The 18,429-nt window shown below is 66.2% G+C and carries 15 protein-coding genes; 6 read left to right on the top strand and 9 right to left on the bottom strand.

Features of this window, described 5'->3' with window-relative positions; all coding sequences use genetic code 11:
- Window positions 1–3: 3 nt before the first annotated feature.
- Genes H7K34_RS06820 through clpS form a run of 4 tightly spaced genes read right to left on the bottom strand, consistent with a single transcriptional unit; the run spans window position 4 to window position 2,371 of the window.
- On the bottom strand, window positions 4–444 hold the full coding sequence (locus tag H7K34_RS06820; RefSeq protein WP_108925118.1) for a M67 family metallopeptidase: 441 nt from the start codon (window positions 442–444) through the stop codon (window positions 4–6).
- Complete coding sequence (locus tag H7K34_RS06815; RefSeq protein WP_264061073.1) at window positions 419–1,450, bottom strand: P1 family peptidase; 1,032 nt, start codon at window positions 1,448–1,450, stop codon at window positions 419–421. The genes H7K34_RS06820 and H7K34_RS06815 overlap by 26 nt, the downstream gene beginning before the upstream one ends.
- Complete coding sequence (gene aosR / locus H7K34_RS06810; protein ID WP_264061072.1) at window positions 1,447–2,040, bottom strand: oxidative stress transcriptional regulator AosR; 594 nt, start codon at window positions 2,038–2,040, stop codon at window positions 1,447–1,449. The genes H7K34_RS06815 and aosR overlap by 4 nt, the downstream gene beginning before the upstream one ends.
- A gap of 25 nt (window positions 2,041–2,065) precedes the next feature.
- The gene (gene clpS / locus H7K34_RS06805) at window positions 2,066–2,371 is read right to left on the bottom strand and encodes an ATP-dependent Clp protease adapter ClpS (RefSeq protein ID WP_108925124.1); all 306 of its coding nucleotides are present in this window, start codon (window positions 2,369–2,371) and stop codon (window positions 2,066–2,068) included.
- Between the two features lie 56 nt (window positions 2,372–2,427).
- Between clpS and H7K34_RS06800 the strand changes: the two genes are divergently transcribed.
- Together H7K34_RS06800 and H7K34_RS06795 are read left to right on the top strand one after the other, a co-directional pair.
- On the top strand, window positions 2,428–3,732 hold the full coding sequence (locus H7K34_RS06800) for a nicotinate phosphoribosyltransferase (RefSeq protein ID WP_264061071.1): 1,305 nt from the start codon (window positions 2,428–2,430) through the stop codon (window positions 3,730–3,732).
- On the top strand, window positions 3,722–5,758 hold the full coding sequence (locus tag H7K34_RS06795) for an ATP-dependent DNA helicase (RefSeq protein ID WP_264061243.1): 2,037 nt from the start codon (window positions 3,722–3,724) through the stop codon (window positions 5,756–5,758). Before H7K34_RS06800 ends, H7K34_RS06795 begins: the two co-directional genes overlap by 11 nt.
- 6 nt (window positions 5,759–5,764) lie before the next feature.
- Here H7K34_RS06795 and glgP read toward each other — a convergent pair whose 3' ends face one another.
- Entirely contained in the window at window positions 5,765–8,374 is a 2,610-nt protein-coding gene (gene glgP / locus H7K34_RS06790) for an alpha-glucan family phosphorylase (protein WP_264061070.1), read from the bottom strand.
- A 234-nt stretch (window positions 8,375–8,608) separates the two neighbouring features.
- Between glgP and H7K34_RS06785 the strand changes: the two genes are divergently transcribed.
- Window positions 8,609–10,729, top strand: coding sequence for an alpha-1,4-glucan--maltose-1-phosphate maltosyltransferase (locus H7K34_RS06785; protein ID WP_264061069.1), 2,121 nt, complete (start codon window positions 8,609–8,611; stop codon window positions 10,727–10,729).
- A complete protein-coding gene (glgB, locus tag H7K34_RS06780; protein ID WP_264061068.1) occupies window positions 10,726–12,930 on the top strand; it encodes a 1,4-alpha-glucan branching protein GlgB in 2,205 nt (734 codons plus the stop codon). Before H7K34_RS06785 ends, glgB begins: the two co-directional genes overlap by 4 nt.
- On the opposite strand, the gene H7K34_RS06775 is transcribed toward glgB, so the two are convergent.
- Together H7K34_RS06775 and H7K34_RS06770 are read right to left on the bottom strand one after the other, a co-directional pair.
- Window positions 12,931–13,845, bottom strand: coding sequence for a thioredoxin family protein (locus H7K34_RS06775; protein ID WP_108925134.1), 915 nt, complete (start codon window positions 13,843–13,845; stop codon window positions 12,931–12,933).
- A 178-nt stretch (window positions 13,846–14,023) separates the two neighbouring features.
- Window positions 14,024–15,205 carry an acetyl-CoA C-acetyltransferase gene (locus tag H7K34_RS06770; RefSeq protein WP_264061067.1) on the bottom strand — a complete coding sequence of 394 codons (1,182 nt, stop codon included), beginning with the start codon at window positions 15,203–15,205 and terminating at the stop codon, window positions 14,024–14,026.
- Between the two features lie 78 nt (window positions 15,206–15,283).
- Between H7K34_RS06770 and mce the strand changes: the two genes are divergently transcribed.
- Entirely contained in the window at window positions 15,284–15,751 is a 468-nt protein-coding gene (mce, locus tag H7K34_RS06765) for a methylmalonyl-CoA epimerase (protein WP_264061066.1), read from the top strand.
- Between the two features lie 13 nt (window positions 15,752–15,764).
- On the opposite strand, the gene H7K34_RS06760 is transcribed toward mce, so the two are convergent.
- Both H7K34_RS06760 and nucS read right to left on the bottom strand, forming a co-directional pair.
- Window positions 15,765–16,073 carry a hypothetical protein gene (locus H7K34_RS06760; protein ID WP_264061065.1) on the bottom strand — a complete coding sequence of 103 codons (309 nt, stop codon included), beginning with the start codon at window positions 16,071–16,073 and terminating at the stop codon, window positions 15,765–15,767.
- A gap of 23 nt (window positions 16,074–16,096) precedes the next feature.
- Window positions 16,097–16,768 (bottom strand): endonuclease NucS, encoded by a 672-nt coding sequence (gene nucS, locus H7K34_RS06755; RefSeq protein ID WP_108925141.1) that lies wholly within the window; start codon window positions 16,766–16,768, stop codon window positions 16,097–16,099.
- Between the two features lie 45 nt (window positions 16,769–16,813).
- Between nucS and H7K34_RS06750 the strand changes: the two genes are divergently transcribed.
- Window positions 16,814–18,424 (top strand): adenylate/guanylate cyclase domain-containing protein, encoded by a 1,611-nt coding sequence (locus H7K34_RS06750; protein WP_264061064.1) that lies wholly within the window; start codon window positions 16,814–16,816, stop codon window positions 18,422–18,424.
- The last annotated feature ends 5 nt before the right edge of the window (window positions 18,425–18,429 follow it).

Here is an 18,429-nt window from a genome sequence, read left to right as displayed (position 1 = left end):
GGGTCAGTACTGCTCGACGATATCGACAGGTTCTTCGGTGACCTCGCCGTCGACGATGCGGTAACTGCGCAGCTCGTGGCGCTCGGGATCGCGCGTGGACACCAGCACATAGTGCGCATCCGGTTCGCCGGCCAGCTGGACGTCGGTGCGGCTCGGGTACGCCTCGGTCGAGGTGTGGGAGTGATAGATGACAACCGGCACCTCGCCGGCGTCGTCCAGCGCCCGCCACACCTTGAGCTGTTCGTGTGAGTCGAAGCGGTAGAACGTCGGCGAACGCTCGGCGTTGGCCATCGGAAGGTGGCGTTCGGGCCGATCGGAGCCCTCGGGGCCGGCCAATATTCCGCACGCCTCGTCGGGGTGGTCGCGGCGGGCGTGCGCAACCATCGCGTCCACCAGATCGGCGCGAATCGCCACCACCTCAATCGCCCCCTTTCCCGAATGCACCGGGCAACGTGTCGCGGTAAGTCGGTATTCCGGCGACTGACTCGGCCGCCAGCACGCCGACCAGCACCGCGCGGGCCAGACAGTCCGCCGCTGCGGCGCCCACCTCGGCAACCAGCCGTGTCTCCGGAGACATCCCGGCGGGCGCGTCAGCCTCCGGTGGCACCTCGACCGCCCCGGTGGCGAGCGCGAAAACCGTGTCGCCGTCCAGCGGGGTGTGCGATGGCCGCACGGTGCGGGCCAAGCCGTCCTGGGCGGCGATCGCGATGCGCCGGCACGCCGCCGAACTCAGCGCCGCGTCGGTCGCGACCACGGCGATCGTCGTATTGAGCGGATCCAGCGAAGAACGCAGCGCAGCGAGCGCGTCGATCTGGCCGGCAGGCGGCGGCGTCAGCGCGAACTCCTCGATCAATTCCGCCATCCAAGGCAGCCCGGTGGCCCGGTCCACGACATCGCCGACGGAGTTGACCACGACGACCGCGCCGACGGTGACGCCGCAGGGCAGCGTCGTCGACGACGTTCCGACACCACCCTTGAGTACACCGGCTCGCGCCCCCACCCCGGCGCCGACCGTACCGACGGCCATCTGGACGTCGGCGGCCTCGCACGCGGCGTAACCGAACTCCGCCGTCGGCCGGCAAGCCCAGCCGCCGACCGGCAGGTCAAAGATGACCGCGCCCGGCACGATGGGCACCAGGCCGCCATCCATCGCCAGGCCCCGCTCGTGTTCCTCCAGCCAGCGCATGACGCCGTCGGCGGCCGCCAAACCGTAGGCGCTGCCACCGGCGAGCAGCACCGCGTCGACGAACCGCACCGTGTTGGCCGGGTCCAGCAGATCCGTTTCGCGCGTACCAGGTGCGCCGCCGCGGCAATCGACGGCGCCGACGGTGCCCGGCGGTGTCAGCACGACGGTGACGCCGCTGGCCCACCCGGCGCCCATGGACGCGTCGGGGTCCAGCCGATAGAATTGGCCGACGCGAATGCCGCCGACATCGGTGAGCGCGTTCATCCCACGGACTTGCCCATCAGCACCAGAACCAGGTACTCCTGCAGAACGGTCAGCCACTGGTAGACGTCGAAATGCGTGGCCATCGGATGCTCGATCGGCAGACGTTCGGGCCCGTCGGGGCCGATCTCGAGCATGACGCCCAGCGCCAGGCGAATGTCGTTGACGGCCGAGATCCAGGCGTTCGCCTGGTCCTCGGACAGCTCGAACCGTCCACCGCTTTGCGGAATCGTATCCAATAACTGCTGTGCCGCAACACGTTTGGCGTCGATGATCTCCGGCTCGTGCAGGCTGCGTAGTGCGGCGTTGAGACCCTCGGGTGTCTCGGTGCCGGCGTTTGAGGCATCTTCGTTGCGCGATCGGTAGAAATCGGGCAGCAGCCGGCGCAGCGTCGGATCCCCGGGAGGTTCCGAATTTCCGGTCTTGATTCCGGTGATCTCTTCGAGTTCGTCTGATGGCGAAGCGGATTCGCGTTCGTCGAGCAAGTCGATCAACGCGTTGACAAGGTTCTTGAGCAGGTCGGCCTCGTGCGCAGCCAAGGACGAACGGAAGCGGGGGCCGTCGGCGGTGTCGACCCGTTTCCATTTGCGCACAAGAAATCCCGAATACCCTCGAATTTCAGCGGTCCTGCTGCAGCGTCGCCCACAAACCGGCGGCGTGCAGCTTGGACACGTCGACTTCCATTGACTCGCGGCTACCGGCCGACACCACTGCCCTGCCTTCGTTGTGCACCTGCAGCATCAGTTTGGTGGCATGCGGTTCGCTGTAGCCGAACAGTTTCTGGAATACATACGTCACGTACGTCATCAAATTGACGGGATCGTCCCACACGATCGTGACCCAAGGACTGGCCGTGACCTCCACTGGAGCGGACTCGCGCTGTCCGGTGGTGCCGGGCTTGGCGGGCGCTGACGCAGCAACCATGGCCTCCAGAATACCGAGCGGCCGGCTGCAAGCAGTTAGCCGTTACCGTTGGGAGAATGAGCGAGCCGGCCTTAGCTGGGCTGTTGACCGACAAGTACGAGCTGACCATGCTGGCCGCGGCGCTGCGCGACGGTGCCGCCGAGCGCCGGACCACGTTCGAACTGTTCGCCCGCCGGCTTCCGGAGGGGCGGCGCTACGGCGTGGTCGCGGGCACCGGGCGTTTGCTGGAAGCTTTGCCGCAGTTCAGGTTCGACGATGAAGCGGGTGAGTTGCTCGCGCAGTTCCTCGACCCTGACACCTTGCGTTATCTCCGCGGTTTCCGGTTCACCGGCGACGTCGACGGCTACGCCGAAGGCGAGCTGTATTTTCCCGGCTCTCCGGTGCTGTCGGTGCGCGGCAGCTTCGCCGAATGCGTAGTGCTCGAAACGCTGGCGCTGTCGATCTTCAATCACGACACGGCCATCGCTTCGGCGGCGGCGCGGATGGTCAGTGCCGCCGGCGGACGCCCGCTGATCGAGATGGGATCACGCCGAACCCACGAACGTGCCGCCGTCGCCGCCGCCCGGGCCGCCTACATCGCCGGTTTCGCCGCGTCATCCAACCTGGAAGCCGGGCGTCGCTACGGAGTACCTACCGAAGGCACCGCCGCGCACGCATTCACCATGCTGCACACCGGCGACGATGGACCCGACGAGCTCGCGGCATTTCGCGCGCAGGTCGACGCGCTGGGTGCGGGTACCACGCTGCTGGTCGACACCTACGACGTGACAACCGGGGTGGCCAACGCCGTGGCAGCCGCCGGAGCGACGCTGGGGGCCGTGCGGCTGGACTCCGGTGAGCTCGGAGTGCTGGCTCGCCAGGTACGTGAGCAGCTCGACCAGCTGGGCGCTACCCGCACCCGCATCGTGGTGTCCGGCGACCTCGACGAGTTCTCCATCGCCGCGCTGCGTGCCGAGCCGGTGGACAGTTACGGCGCCGGCACGTCGGTGGTGACCGGCTCGGGCGCACCGACCGCGGGCATGGTCTACAAGCTGGTCGAAGTCGACGGCATACCGGTGCAGAAACGCAGCAGCCACAAGGAATCCCACGGGGGGCGCAAGGAGGCGCTGCGACTGTCCCGCCCGACCGGCACGATCACCGAAGAGGTCGTATATCCGGCCGGCGATCCGCCCCCGGCCACCGAACCGTTCCGGCTGCTGAGCACGCCGCTGGTCCGCGGCGGCGAGGTGGTGGCCGGCACGGATCGCGCGGCCCTGGCCGCAGCCCGCGAACTGGTGGCCTCCGGCCTGCGCAGCCTGCCGTGGGAGGGCCTGAAGCTGGCCCACGGCGACCCGGCAATTTCGACGGTATATATCCGATAACGTCGACGACGTGTCGGAGTCCGTGCCCAAGCTGCTGGCCATCGCCGTGGCCGCGCTCGGCGGCAGCGAACGCAGCGGCCAGCTGGAGATGGCCGAGGCGGTCGCGCGAGCATTCGAAACCGGTGAGCACCTCGCCGTGCAGGCGGGCACCGGAACCGGCAAGTCGCTGGCGTACCTGATTCCCGCGATTGTGCGCGCAATCGCGGACGAGATGCCGGTGGTGGTCTCGACGGCAACGATCGCCCTGCAGCGTCAACTTGTCGATCGCGACTTGCCGCGGCTGGCCGACTCACTGGCCGATGCGCTCCCGCATTCACCGCGGTTCGCGTTGCTCAAGGGTCGGCGAAACTATCTGTGCCTGAACAAAATTCACGGAGGCGTTCCAGGCTCCGCCGACGAGCCGGATGGCGACGAGGAACGGCCACAAGAGGAGCTCTTCAACCCGATGGCCGCCAGCGCGCTGGGCCGCGACGTGCAACGGCTCACCACCTGGGCCTCGACCACCGACTCGGGTGACCGCGACGATCTCAAACCCGGTGTGCCAGACCGATCCTGGTCGCAAGTCAGCGTCTCAGCGCGGGAATGCCTCGGGGTGGCCCGCTGCCCATTCGGCACGGAGTGCTTCTCCGAACGCGCGCGCGGCCGCGCCGGCGTGGCGGATGTCGTCGTCACCAATCATGCCCTGCTGGCCATCGACGCCGTCTCTGAATCGACAGTGCTGCCCGAACATTCGCTGCTGGTGGTCGACGAAGCGCACGAGCTGGCCGACCGGGTGACATCGGTGGCCACCGCGGAGCTGACGTCGGCCGGCCTTGGTGTCGCCGCGCGGCGAATCGCTCGATTGGTGAATCCGGAGTTGATCCAGCGCCTGGAGGCGACGACCGCTACCTTCGCCGCGGCCATCCATGACGCCACTCCGGGCCGAATCGATCACCTCGACGACGAGATGGCGACCTACCTGCGAGCGCTGCGCGACGTGGCCGGCGCGGCGCGGTCCGACATCGATACCACCAGCGACGCGAAGGCAGCCGCGGCGCGAGCGGAAGCCGTTGCGGCACTGAGCGAGATCACCGATACCGCATCGCGGATCCTGACGTCGTTCGGGCCCGCGATCCCCGATCGCACCGAAGTGGTCTGGCTGGACCACGAGGACAACCGGGGTACACCGCGACCGGTGCTGCGGGTAGCACCGCTGACGGTGGCCGGGTTGCTGCGCAACCACGTCTTCACGCGGTCGACGACGGTGCTGACCTCGGCCACGCTGACAGTCGGCGGTTCCTTCGACGCGATGGCCTCGGCATGGGGTCTGACCGGATCCGACGATAGTGCGGTCTACCCGCCGTGGCGCGGCCTCGACGTAGGCTCGCCATTTGAGCACGCGAAGGCTGGAATCCTTTACGTGGCAGCGCATCTGCCGCCGCCAGGGCGCGACGGCACCGGCTCGGCCGAGCAGCTCGCAGAGATCGCCGAACTGATCACCGCCGCGGGCGGGCGCACCCTGGGCCTGTTCTCGTCGATGCGCGCCGCCCGGGCCGCCGCCGACGCGATGCGCAAACGGCTGTCCACCCCGGTGTTGTGTCAGGGCGACGACAGCACCTCGGCGTTGGTCGAACAGTTCAGCGCCGACGCCGAGACCTCGCTGTTCAGCACGCTGTCGCTATGGCAGGGCGTCGACGTGCCGGGACCGTCGCTGTCGTTGGTGCTGATCGATCGCATCCCGTTCCCCCGGCCGGACGACCCGCTGCTGGGTGCCCGGCAGCGCGCGGTGGCCGCTCGCGGCGGCAACGGCTTCATGGCCGTCGCGGCCAGCCATGCGGCGCTGCTGCTGGCGCAGGGTTCGGGTCGGCTGCTGCGCCGCGTCACCGACCGTGGCGTGGTGGCAGTGCTCGACTCGCGGATGGCCACCGCCGGTTACGGCGGTTATCTGCGCGCGTCGCTGCCGCCGTTTTGGCAGACCACCAACACCGCGCAGGTTCGCGGTGCCTTGGAGCGGCTGCGGGTCGCTCCGGACGGCCTGCCCGCCTGACCCGGGCTATCGAGCCAATGCCACCAGGCCGAGTTCGTTGCCGGCCGCGAGCATCGGGTGATGCGGCAGCACCCGGACCGTGTAGCCGACCGCACCCGCCACCGGCAGCGAGGTCGTGGTCGAGAAGACCTGGTTGCCGCCTTCGGCGGTGCCGGTGTACGACATTTCGACGGTGACCGGGTCCAGCAGCGCGTCACCGGAATCGACCCGGCCCACCACCGCCTCCACCGTCACCTCGTCGGACGCGAGACCGGCCAGCTGCACGGTCGCGGTCAGGGTGAGCTTCGAGCCGAGCACCGGAGTATCGGGCAGACCGGTGGAGTCGACGTCGGTGATCGCAACCTTGGGCCACGCCCGCTCGGCGCGCCGCCGGTAGTCGGCCAGCTCACGCGCGGCGCCGAACGTGCCGTCGCCGGTGTCGGCGATGGTCTTGCGCAACGAATCGGCCGCCGGCAGGTAGTACTGCTCGACGTAGTCGCGCACCATCCGGGAAGCCAGCACCTTAGGCCCGAGCGTTCCCAAGGTGTGCCGCACCATTTCGATCCAGCGGGGCGGCACCCCGTGTTCGTTGCGTTCGTAGAACTTCGGCGCCACCGCTTGTTCCAGCAAGCCGTACAGCGCAGTGGATTCCAGCTCGTCACGACGGGCCTCGTCGCTGACGCCATCGGCCGACGGTATCTCCCAACCGTTTTCGCCGTCGTACCACTCGTCCCACCAACCGTCGCGGATGGACAGGTTCAGACCGCCGTTGAGCGCGCTCTTCATTCCCGATGTGCCGCAAGCCTCCAGCGGCCGCAGGGGGTTATTCAGCCAGACATCGCAGCCCCAATACAGCAGCCGGGCCATGGACATGTCGTAGTCGGGCAGAAAGGCGATGCGATGGCGCACCTCGGGCCGGTCGGCAAACCGCACCACTTGCTGGATCAGCGCCTTGCCCCCGTCGTCGGCCGGGTGTGACTTGCCGGCGACGATCAGCTGGATCGGCCGTTCCTCGTTGAGCAGCAGCTGTTCCAGACGGTCGGGGTCGCTCAGCATCAGCGTCAGCCGCTTGTACGTCGGTACTCGTCGAGCGAATCCGACGGTAAGCACATCAGGATCGAAAGCCGTTGCAATCCAACCTAATTCAGCGTCGGAAGCGCCGCGCTCCAGCCATGAGCGGCGCAGCCGGCACCGCACGTCCTCGACGAGAAGCGCGCGCAGCTGCGAACGGATCCACCACAGGTGGCCGGAGTCGACTTCGCGCACTCGCAGCCACACGCCCGGGTCGCTGAACGAGTCCGACCCGGCGAGCTCGCGGCCCAGCTGCAGCCACTGCGGCGCCGCCCAGGTGCGGGCGTGCACCCCGTTGGTGATCGACCCGATCGGCACCTCGTCACTGTCGAATCCCGGCCAGAGTTCGCTGAACATGGCCCGGCTTACCCGGCCGTGCAGTAACGAGACGCCGTTGGCACGCTGCGCGAGCCGTAAGCCCATGTGCGCCATGTTGAATTTGGTCTCGTCGTCCTCGGCGCCGAGCGCGAGCACCCGCTGGATCGGCACACCCGGTAGCAACGCGGGCTCGCGATCGTCGGGGGCCTCGGCCAAATGATCGTCGAAGTACTGCCGAATCATGTCGACCGGGAAGCGGTCGATGCCGGCGGGCACCGGCGTGTGGGTGGTGAACACGGTGGCCGATCGCACCACCGCCAAGGCAGTCTCGAAGTCCAATCCCGAATCGGTCATCAGTTCGCGAATGCGTTCCACGCCGAGAAACCCTGCGTGCCCCTCGTTCATGTGGAACACCTCGGGGGCGGGCAGGCCCTCGATCGCGGTGAACGCGCGAATGGCCCGCACCCCGCCGATGCCGGCCAGGATCTCCTGGCGCATCCGGTGTTCCTGGTCGCCGCCGTACAGCCGGTCAGTGACGCTGCGCAGCTCGTGCTCGTTCTCGGGGACGTCGGAATCCAGCAACAGCAGCGGAACCCGGCCCACCTGTGCCACCCAGATCCGCGCGGACAGGCGCGCGGAGTCAGGCAGGGTCAGGTCCACCAGCGCGGGATCCCCGGCGGCGTCGGTGAGCAATCGCAGCGGGAGTCCTTGCGGATCCAGCGATGGATACGTCTCGTTCTGCCAGCCTTCCGCAGTCAGCGACTGACGGAAATATCCGGAGCGGTAGTACAGGCCGACCGCGATCAGCGGCACGCCCAGATCGGACGCGGACTTGAGATGATCACCGGCAAGGATGCCCAGGCCACCCGAGTAGTTGGGCAGCACCTCGGCAACGCCGAACTCCATCGAGAAGTACGCGATACCGTCAGGCATCGCGATACCGGCGTCCTGCTGTTGCTGGTACCACAGCGGACGGCTCAGATAGTCGTTCAAGTCAGCGGACAGCTCGTCGAGCCAGCGCAGGAACTCCTCGTCGAGTGCTAACTCGTCGAGACGCGCCGGGTTGACCGCGCCCAGCATGGCCACCGGGTCCCTGCCGCAATTCGCCCACAGCTCCGAATCAATGCTCGCGAACAGGTCTTGCGTCGCCTTGTCCCAGGACCATCGCAAATTGATGGACAACTGTTCGAGTGCGGCGAGCCGCTCGGGCAGGTGGGCGCGGACGGTAAAGCGACGGAGGGCTTTCACACATGACCACCTTACTGAGGGTCGCCAGACTCGCAGGATCAGTGTCGACGGTTCGCCATTGGGCGTGTGTGACCTGACACTAGGGTGGGTACGGGTAGTTAATGGGGCCGCAAAGACGCTTCCCCAGCACAGGAACTTTCCCCACGAGACGATGTTTCTTCAGACGGCCATGCAGTCCGCGACGCAGCACAATCCGCGGTTTGCTCGCAGACAATCGGACGGAACGGAGTGGTGGTGCCCGGTCGTGTCGAGATCGATAACGTCGCACCCGTAATTTCCTGCGGCGCGTACCCCGCCAAAGCAGTGGTCGGAGAGACGGTCCCGGTCAGCGCCGCAGTGTGGCGAGAAGGCCACGACGCGGTGGCCGCAACTCTGGTAGTGCGCTACCTGGGACCGCGCTATCCGCAGGTCACCGAGACCCGCCGCGTCACGGCGGTCCAGGCGCCCGAAAAGCTGGCGTCCCCGCTGGACGGCAAGCCCGTCGAGCGAGTCAAACCGCAGCAGCTGCCGATGACGATGGGCCTCGAGCCTTACGTTTTCCACGGTCAGTTCACCCCCGACCGGGTTGGGCTATGGACCTACCGCGTGGACGGCTGGGGCGACCCAATCCACACCTGGCGGCACGGACTACTGGCCAAGCTGGACGCGGGCCAAGGCGAAAAGGAATTGTCCAACGATCTGCTGGTCGGTGCCGGGCTGTTCGAGCGAGCCGCGACCGGGGTGCCGCGCACGAATCGCGATCCGCTGCTGGCGGCGGCGGCGGCGTTGCGAGCCTCCGGTGATCCGGTGACGCGTACCGCTTTGGCGCTGGCCCCCGAAATCGAGGAGATCCTGGACGGCTATCCGCTGCGGGAAATCGTCACCCGTGGCCAGCAGTACGGAGTCTGGGTGGATCGGCCGCTGGCTCGGTTCGGCTCCTGGTACGAGATGTTTCCGCGTTCGACCGGCGGCTGGGACGTCGACGGAAACCCCGTGCACGGCACCTTCGCCACGGCGGCCGCCGATCTTGGGCGCATTGCCGACATGGGATTCGACGTCGTGTATCTGCCACCGATTCATCCGATCGGCAAGGTGCACCGCAAGGGGCGCAACAACTCGCCCACCGCCGCCCCGACAGATGTGGGATCTCCCTGGGCAATCGGTAGCGACGAGGGTGGCCACGACGCCATTCATCCGGACCTGGGCACCATCGACGACTTCGACGACTTCGTAGCCGCGGCAAAAGATCTCGGTATGGAAGTCGCCCTGGACCTGGCACTGCAGTGCGCCCCGGATCATCCTTGGGCGCGTGAACACCGGCAGTGGTTCACCGAGTTGCCGGACGGCACCATCGCTTACGCGGAGAATCCGCCGAAGAAATACCAGGACATCTATCCGATCAACTTCGACAACGATCCGGCCGGCCTTTACGACGAAGTACTGCGCGTGGTCCGGCACTGGATTGAGCACGGCGTCAAGTTCTTTCGGGTCGACAACCCGCACACCAAGCCACCCGACTTCTGGGCATGGCTGATCGCCCAAGTCAAGGACACCGATCCCGACGTGTTGTTCCTATCGGAGGCGTTTACCCCGCCGGCCCGGCAATACGGACTGGCCAAACTCGGCTTCACTCAGTCCTACAGCTACTTCACCTGGCGCACCGCCAAATGGGAACTCACCGAATTCGGCAACGACATCTCCGCCCTCGCCGACTTCCGGCGGCCGAATCTGTTCGTCAACACGCCCGACATCCTGCACGCCATACTGCAGCACAACGGTCCGGGCATGTTCGCCATCCGCGCCGTGCTGGCGGCCACCATGAGTCCGGCCTGGGGCGTCTATTCGGGCTACGAGCTGTTCGAGCACCGCGCGGTACACGAGGGCAGCGAGGAATACCTCGACTCGGAGAAGTACGAGTTACGTCCGCGCGACTACGCCGGTGCGCTGCGCGAGGGTAGGTCGCTCGAACCATTCCTCGCTCGTCTCAACGCAATTCGCCGGGTCCACCCCGCGCTGCAGCAGCTACGCACCATCTACTTCCATGGGGTCGACAACGATGCGTTGCTGGCCTTCAGTAAGTTCGACCCAGCAACCGGAGACTGCGTGTTGGTGGTGGTGACGCTCAACGCATTCGAGGCTGAGGAAGGCATGCTGTGGTTAGACATGGCGGCATTGGGTATGGAGTCCTATGAGCGGTTTTGGGTGCGCGATGAGATAACCGGCCAGGAATTCCAATGGGGGCAATCAAACTACGTACGCATCGATCCCGGACAGGCAGTCGCCCACATCATCAATATGCCACTCATCCCGCAGGATTCTCGAGACACGTTGCTGCGCAGGAGGCAACAGGGCCCGAAAGGGGACACAAGAGCATGAGCCGAACCGACAGCCGAACCGATCAACCCGCCAAGACGCACCTGGCGCCCGATCCGGGCGACTTGGCCCGGCTAGTGGCCGGCACCCACCACAACCCGCACAGTGTCCTGGGCGCCCACGAGTACGGCGACCACACGGTCATCCGGGCCTTCCGCCCACACGCGCAGGAAGTCGTCGCGGTGGTCGGTGACGACGAGTTCGCACTGCAGCACCTCGAATCCGGCTTGTTCGCCGTAGCGCTGCCGTTCGCGAACCTGATCGACTACCGGCTGCGGGTGGACTACGGCCCCGGCGCACACGTCACGGCAGACGCTTACCGCTTCCTGCCGACTTTGGGCGAGGTCGACCTGCACCTCTTCTCTGAGGGCCGCCACGAGCGACTCTGGGAAGTTCTCGGCGCTCATCCTCGCTCGTTCACCACGGCCGACGGCATCGTCAACGGTGTCTCGTTCGCCGTGTGGGCACCTAATGCCAAGGGCATCAGCTTGATTGGCGAGTTCAACGGATGGACTGGAACCGAGGCGCCGATGCGGGTGCTGGGCTCCACTGGGGTGTGGGAACTGTTCTGGCCCGGGTTCCCGCCGGACGGACTGTACAAGTTCCGCGTGCACGGCGCCGACGGCGTCGTCACCGAACGGGCCGACCCGTTCGCCTTCGCCACTGAGGTGCCGCCACACACCGCTTCACGGGTGACGACGAGCAAGCACATCTGGACCGACGAAGACTGGATGACGCAGCGCGCGCAGCGTAATCCGGTGTTCGAGCCGATGAGCACCTACGAGGTACATCTCGGCTCGTGGCGACCCGGGCTCAGCTATCGTCAGCTGGCCACTGAACTGACGAATCATGTTGTCGAACACGGGTTTACCCACGTAGAGCTGTTGCCCGTGGCCGAGCACCCCTTCGCCCCGTCATGGGGCTACCAGGTCACGTCGTACTATGCGCCGACATCGCGATTCGGCACACCGGATGACTTTCGGGTGCTCGTCGATGCGCTGCACCAGGCCGGCATCGGCGTCATCGTGGACTGGGTCCCAGCGCACTTCCCCAAAGACGCATGGGCGTTGGGCCGCTTCGACGGCACACCGCTATACGAGCATTCCGACCCCAAACGCGGCGAGCAACTCGACTGGGGTACCTACGTTTTCGACTTCGGCCGCCGCGAGGTACGCAACTTCCTGGTCGCCAATGCGTTGTACTGGCTCGAGGAATACCATATCGACGGCTTACGGGTGGACGCCGTGGCGTCGATGCTGTACCTGGACTACTCGCGCCCCGAGGGCGGCTGGACGCCTAACATCTACGGCGGGCGAGAAAACCTCGAAGCGGTGCAGTTCCTGCAGGAGATGAACGCGACAGCCCACAAGGCCGCGCCGGGTATCGTCACGATAGCCGAGGAGTCGACGTCGTGGCCCGGTGTCACGCGGCCGACTACCCTTGGTGGCCTTGGCTTTTCGATGAAGTGGAACATGGGCTGGATGCACGACACGCTCGACTACATCAGCCGCGACCCAATCTACCGCAGCTTCCACCACCACGAGATGACGTTCTCGATGCTGTACGCGTTCAGCGAGAACTACGTGTTGCCGATCAGCCACGACGAGGTAGTGCACGGCAAGGGCACGCTGTGGGGCCGGATGCCGGGCAACAATCACGTCAAAGCCGCCGGGCTGCGCAGCCTGCTCGCCTATCAGTGGGCCCACCCCGGGAAGCAATTGCTGTTCATGGGACAGGAATTCGGCCAGCGCGCCGAGTGGTCTGAGCAGCGCGGTTTGGACTGGTGGCAGCTCGACGAGCAAGGGTTCTCCAACGGGGTGCTGCGTTTCGTGCGTGACCTCAACGCCATCTATCGCGACCACGCTGCGCTGTGGAGCCATGACACCACGCCCGAAGGCTATTCCTGGATCGACGCTAACGATTCCGGCAACAATGTGCTGAGTTTCCTGCGTTACGGCAAGGACGGCTCGGTAATGGCCTGCGTGTTCAACTTCGCGGGTGCGGAGCACAGCGGCTACCGGCTCGGCCTGCCCACCGCGGGCCGCTGGCGCGAGGTGCTCAACACCGACGCGACGGACTACAACGGTTCCGGAATCGGCAATCTCGGCGGTGTCGATGCGACCGAAGACCCGTGGCACGGCCGACCAGCCTCGGCGCAGCTGGTGTTGCCGCCCACGTCGGCACTGTGGCTGGAACCCGAGTAATCAGTACAGCGCGTTGGCGAGGTTTCGCCGACCGACGACGACCTCGGGGTCGGCGGGATCGAACAGTTCAAACAACTCGATCAGCCGCGTTCGCACTTGGGTGCGGTCATCTCCCGATGTGCTGCGCACCAACGTGGTCAAGCGCTCGAACGCCGCGGTCACGTCCTGGTTGAGAATTTGCACGTCGGCCGCCGCGAAGGCGGCTTCGATGTCACCCGGAGCGGCATCGGCGACGGCCATCGCATCGGGACGTCGTGCGGTCGCACGCGTGAGGAAGTCGATCTGGCGGATCGCGGCTTTCGCCTCGACACTGTCGGGGTTGGTATTCAGCAACGCCTGGTAGGACTGCTTGGCCGCGTCGAAGTCACCGGCCTCGAGCTGCTGGCGAGCCTGATCCAGCGCCGGGTCTACTTCCTCATCGTCGCCGGAACTGGTTGCGCCCTTTAACTTTCCAGCCGTGGCCGATAGCAGTTGGTCGAGCCAGCGACGCAATTGATCGGCGGGCTGCGAGCCTTGGAAGCTGGACATAGGCTGACCGGCGGCCAAGGCGACGACCGTGGGGACCGCCTCGACGCCGAAAATCTGGGCCACTCTGGGCGCCACATCGACGTTGACCGTCGCCAGCGCCCATTTGCCGTCGTCCTGACCGGCCAGGACGGACAGCGTGTCAACCAGCTCGACGCATGCCTCGCTGCGCGGCGACCACAAAACGACCACGACGGGGACTTCGTCGGAGCGGATCAGCACTTCGGCTTCGAAATTGGCCTCGGTGACCTCTGTGGTGCCCGGCCCCCCGGGCGCTGGCCGGTCCGGCGCAGCACCGGCCGAAGCGCTCTGCTGAGCAGGCTGCTTAAGACCGGACAGGTCGACCGCACCAGCAAGCGCGGGCCCGATCGGTGGTCTCGGACGCGTCACGCCGACAAGTCTGTCATGCGCGCCGACTACCGATCCACCCGGTGGCGCGAGCGCTGCGGCGTCGGCAAATTCGGCCGAATATCCGCGGTTTTAGCGGCCCTGGTAGGCCCGTATGAGCAAAATCACAACGATCCCGGAACCCCGCCTTCCAGCAACGCTGACCAGTGGTCAGCCTCGGTTAGCCGGCCCGCAGAATCAGTGCGTCGCCCTGACCGCCGGCCCCACACAGCGCCGCAACGCCGTAACCCGAGCCGCGACGCGCCAGTTCCAGCGCCACGTGCAGCGTGATCCGGGCACCCGACATGCCGATGGGGTGTCCCACCGCGATGGCACCGCCGTTAACGTTGACGATCTCCGGGCTGACCCCCAGTTCGCGCGTGGAGGCCAGCGCTACCGCGGCGAACGCCTCGTTGATCTCGATGACGTCGAGCTGGTCGACCGAGATGCCTTCGCGGTCGAGTGCCTTCTTGATCGCGTTGGCCGGCTGCGATTGCAGTGTCGAGTCGGGTCCAGCCACGACTCCGTGGGCGCCGATCTCGACCAGCCACGACAGCCCCAACTCCTGCGCCTTGTCCTTGTTCATCACCACGACCGCGGCGGCCCCGTCGGAGATCTGCGATGCCGAGCCCGCGGTGATCGTGCCATCGCGGCGAAATGCCGGCTTCAGACCGGCCAGCGAATCGGCGGTGGTGTTTGCCCGAATCCCCTCGTCCTCGCTGAACTGCAGCGGGTCGCCTTTGCGCTGCGGGATGTTCACGGGCACCACTTCATCGGTGAAGACGCCATCCTTCCACGCTGCGGCCGCCTTTTGATGCGACTGTGCAGCGAACTCGTCCTGCTCGGCGCGGGTGAACTTGTCGACGTCGTTGCGCTGCTCGGTCAGCGCCCCCATCGGCTGGTCGGTGAACACATCGTGCAGGCCGTCGTAGGCCATATGGTCGAGCACCGTCACATCCCCGTACTTGTAGCCGGCCCGGCTGTCTATCAGCAAATGGGGTGCCTTCGTCATGGACTCCTGGCCACCGGCCACCACAACGTCGAACTCCCCGGCGCGAATCAGCTGGTCAGCGAGTGCAATGGCGTCGATGCCGGACAGGCACATCTTGTTGATGCTCAACGCCGGCACGTCCCAGCCGATGCCGGCCGCTACCGCCGACTGCCGGGCGGGCATCTGGCCGGCCCCGGCGGTCAGCACCTGGCCCATGATCACGTACTGGACCGCAGAGGCCGGGACGTTAGCCTTCTCCAGCGCACCGGCGATCGCGATCGCACCGAGATCGCTGGCCGAGAAATCCTTCAGCGAACCCATCAACTTGCCGATCGGGGTCCGTGCTCCAGCAACGATCACCGATGTCGTCATAACAACCTCCTAGCGACGCATGGACGGCCGATTCGGCCTCCCGGGGAAGCGCAATCTTTGCCGCCAGGTTACCTTTATGTGATGACGACCGATCAAGTTGACGCCCGTCAAATCCTGGCCACCTCGCTGGTGACTGCGATCGATCACGTCGGCATCGCAGTCGCCGACCTCGACGCCGCCATCGCCTGGTACCACGACACCCTCGGCATGGTCTTGGTGCACGAGGAAGTCAACGAGGACCAGGGAATCCGCGAAGCCATGATCGCCGTGCAGGACGGCGAGCCGGGCACCGCACAGATCCAGTTGATGGCCCCGATCGACGAGTCCTCGACGATCGCGAAATTCCTGGACAAGCGCGGACCTGGCATCCAGCAGATGGCCGTCCGGGTCAGCGACCTGGACACCCTGAGCGAGCAACTGCGTTCGCAGGGTGTTCGACTGGTCTACGAGGCACCGCGGCGTGGCACAGCGAACTCGCGGATCAACTTCATCCACCCCAAGGACGGCGGCGGGGTGCTGATCGAGCTGGTCGAGCAGGCTTCCTAGCCGCTCACCAAATTCACGACCATTTTCGGGTCGGGCTGCGGTTTGCCCGATTGGTCCAGCACGGCGTGTGCCAATGCCGCCGGTCATCTTCTCTTGTTTGCAGTCCGCCTCCGGCTGAGTCCGCCAGCCACACCACCAGATGCGCGACACCGGAACGGATTTCGTGGTCGCAGCCCGGGCATCGATAGGTCTTGACGGCACGCGCACCGGCGACCGGGCGCACTTCGTAGTCGTGACCATCAGGCCCGGTTTCCACCCGACGCGGGGCCGGCGACAGCGAGGGCAGCTGTTGCCGGCGTGGCGGTGTGCGGCGCCGAGCCATACCGGAAAGTCTAATCGGGCAAATCAGAACAGCCGGTACTCGTCGCTGTCCATTCCCCGCATTTTGTCGTAATCCAATGTGAGGCAACGAATTCCGCGATCAGTGGCCAAAGTTCGCGCCTGCGGTTTAATCTGCTGCGCGGCGAACACTCCCTTTACCGGCGCAAGAACGCTGTCGCGATTCAGCAATTCGAGGTAGCGGGTGAGCTGCTCCACGCCGTCGATCTCGCCGCGGCGCTTGATCTCCACCGCAACCGAGCCACCGTGAGCGTCGCGGCACAACAGGTCGACGGGGCCGATCGCGGTCATGTACTCGCGGCGCACCAACGTATATCCGTCACCCAGCAGCCCGACGTGTTCGGCGAGCAGTGCCTGCAGGTGAGCCTCCACGCCGTCCTTGACCAACCCGGGGTCGACGCCCAGCTCGTGGCTGGAGTCGTGCTCGATCTCCTCGACGGTGATCCGCAGCTGTTCGCCCGCCTTGTTTTCCACCACCCAGACCGGCGTCTCGCCATTGACCTCGTCGGTCAACCAGCACGGCGGACTCATCCAGTTCAACGGTTTGTAGGCGCGATCGTCGGCGTGCACGCTGACCGATCCATCGGCCTTGAAGAGCAACAACCTGCGCGCCGACGGCAAATGCGCGGTGAGCCGTCCAACGTAGTCGACGGTGCACTGGGCGATCACTAGACGCACCCGACTCACCTTAGAGCGTCGTCAACGAATTAGGCTGACGCCACCATGTCGGCCAATCAGAGCGTGGCGCAGCGCTTGGGCCGGGTGCTCGAGAGGGTGACTCGTCAGAGCGGCCGGCTGTCGGAGACGTCCGCGTACGGTTCGCTGTTGCTTGGCCGGGTGTCCGAGAGCCAGACCCGCCGACGAGTGCGCATCCAGATCATCCTGACCGTCTTCATCCTCGTGACGAACCTGATCGGGATCGGCGTCGCGCTGTTGCTGCTGGGCGTCGCGCTGCCGTCGCCGAGTATTTTCGATGCACCGACGTGGATCACCTGGGCGGTCGCGCCCGGATACATCGCCGTCGCGCTGGCGCTGGGGACCTACTGGATCACCCACCGGACAATGATGGCCCTGCGGTGGGCGATCGAAGAGCGCAAGCCGACCCTCGACGACGAACGCAACACCTTCCTGGTGCCGTTCTGGCTGGCGATCGGGGTGCTCATTCTGTGGGGAATCGGGACCGCATTGTTGACCACGCTCTACGGGCTGACGAACAGCCTGTTCATCCCGATCGTGGGCTTCTCGGTGGGGATCTGTGGCATTTTGGTGTCCACCGCGTGCTACCTGTTCACCGAGTTCGCGTTGCGACCGGTGGCGGCCCAGGCACTCGAGGCCGGACGCGCGCCACAGCGGCTGGCGCCGGGCATCATGGGCCGGACCCTGACGGTGTGGCTGCTCGGCTCCGGCGTGCCGGTGCTCGGCATCGCGCTGATCGCGTTCTTTGCCCTGGCGCTGGGCAATTTAAGCGAGACCCAATTGAGTGTGGCGGTGCTGGTCGTGTCGAGCGCCGCGCTGATCTTCGGCTTCGTGCTGATGTGGATCCTGTCCTGGCTGACGGCCACCCCCGTGCGGGTGGTGCGCGCGGCGCTGCGGCGCGTCGAGCAGGGCGATCTGCGAGGCGATCTGGTGGTGTTCGACGGCACCGAGCTCGGTGAGCTGCAGCGCGGGTTCAACGCGATGGTCGACGGCCTACGCGAACGTGAACGCGTGCGCGACCTGTTCGGCCGCCACGTCGGGCGCGAAGTCGCTCTGGCCGCCGAACGCGAGAAGCCGCAACTGGGCGGCGAGGAGCGCCACGTCGCGGTCGTCTTCATCGATATCGTCGGCTCCACGCAATTGGTGACCAGCCAACCGCCAACCGAGGTCGTTCAAATACTCAATCGCTTCTTCGCGATCGTCGTCGAGGAAGTCGACCAGCACCACGGACTGGTCAATAAGTTCGAAGGCGACGCATCGCTGGCCATCTTCGGCGCGCCGAATCGCCTCGACTGTCCCGAAGGCGAGGCGCTGGCCGCGGGACGCGCCATCTGCGAGCGGATGGCGCGTGAGATGTCCGAGCTGGAGGCCGGCATCGGCGTGGCGGCCGGACAGGTCGTCGCCGGCAACGTCGGCGCCAAGGAACGGTTCGAATACACCGTGATCGGCGAACCGGTCAACGAGGCGGCCCGGCTGTGCGAGCTGGCCAAGTCACATCCGGGTGGATTGCTGGCGACCGCGAACACCATCGGGGGGGCGAGCGAAAGTGAGCGTGCCCGTTGGTCTTTGGGTGAGACGGTGACACTGCGCGGGTACGACCACCCGACCCGGCTGGCCTCGCCCCAACGCGCCGAATAGTCGTC

Origin of the sequence: Mycobacterium montefiorense, assembly GCF_025823255.1 — a bacterium.
GTDB classification, from domain to species: domain Bacteria; phylum Actinomycetota; class Actinomycetes; order Mycobacteriales; family Mycobacteriaceae; genus Mycobacterium; species Mycobacterium montefiorense.
Note: the sequence above shows the minus strand (reverse complement) of the source record. Positions and strands in the feature narration are given on the sequence as shown.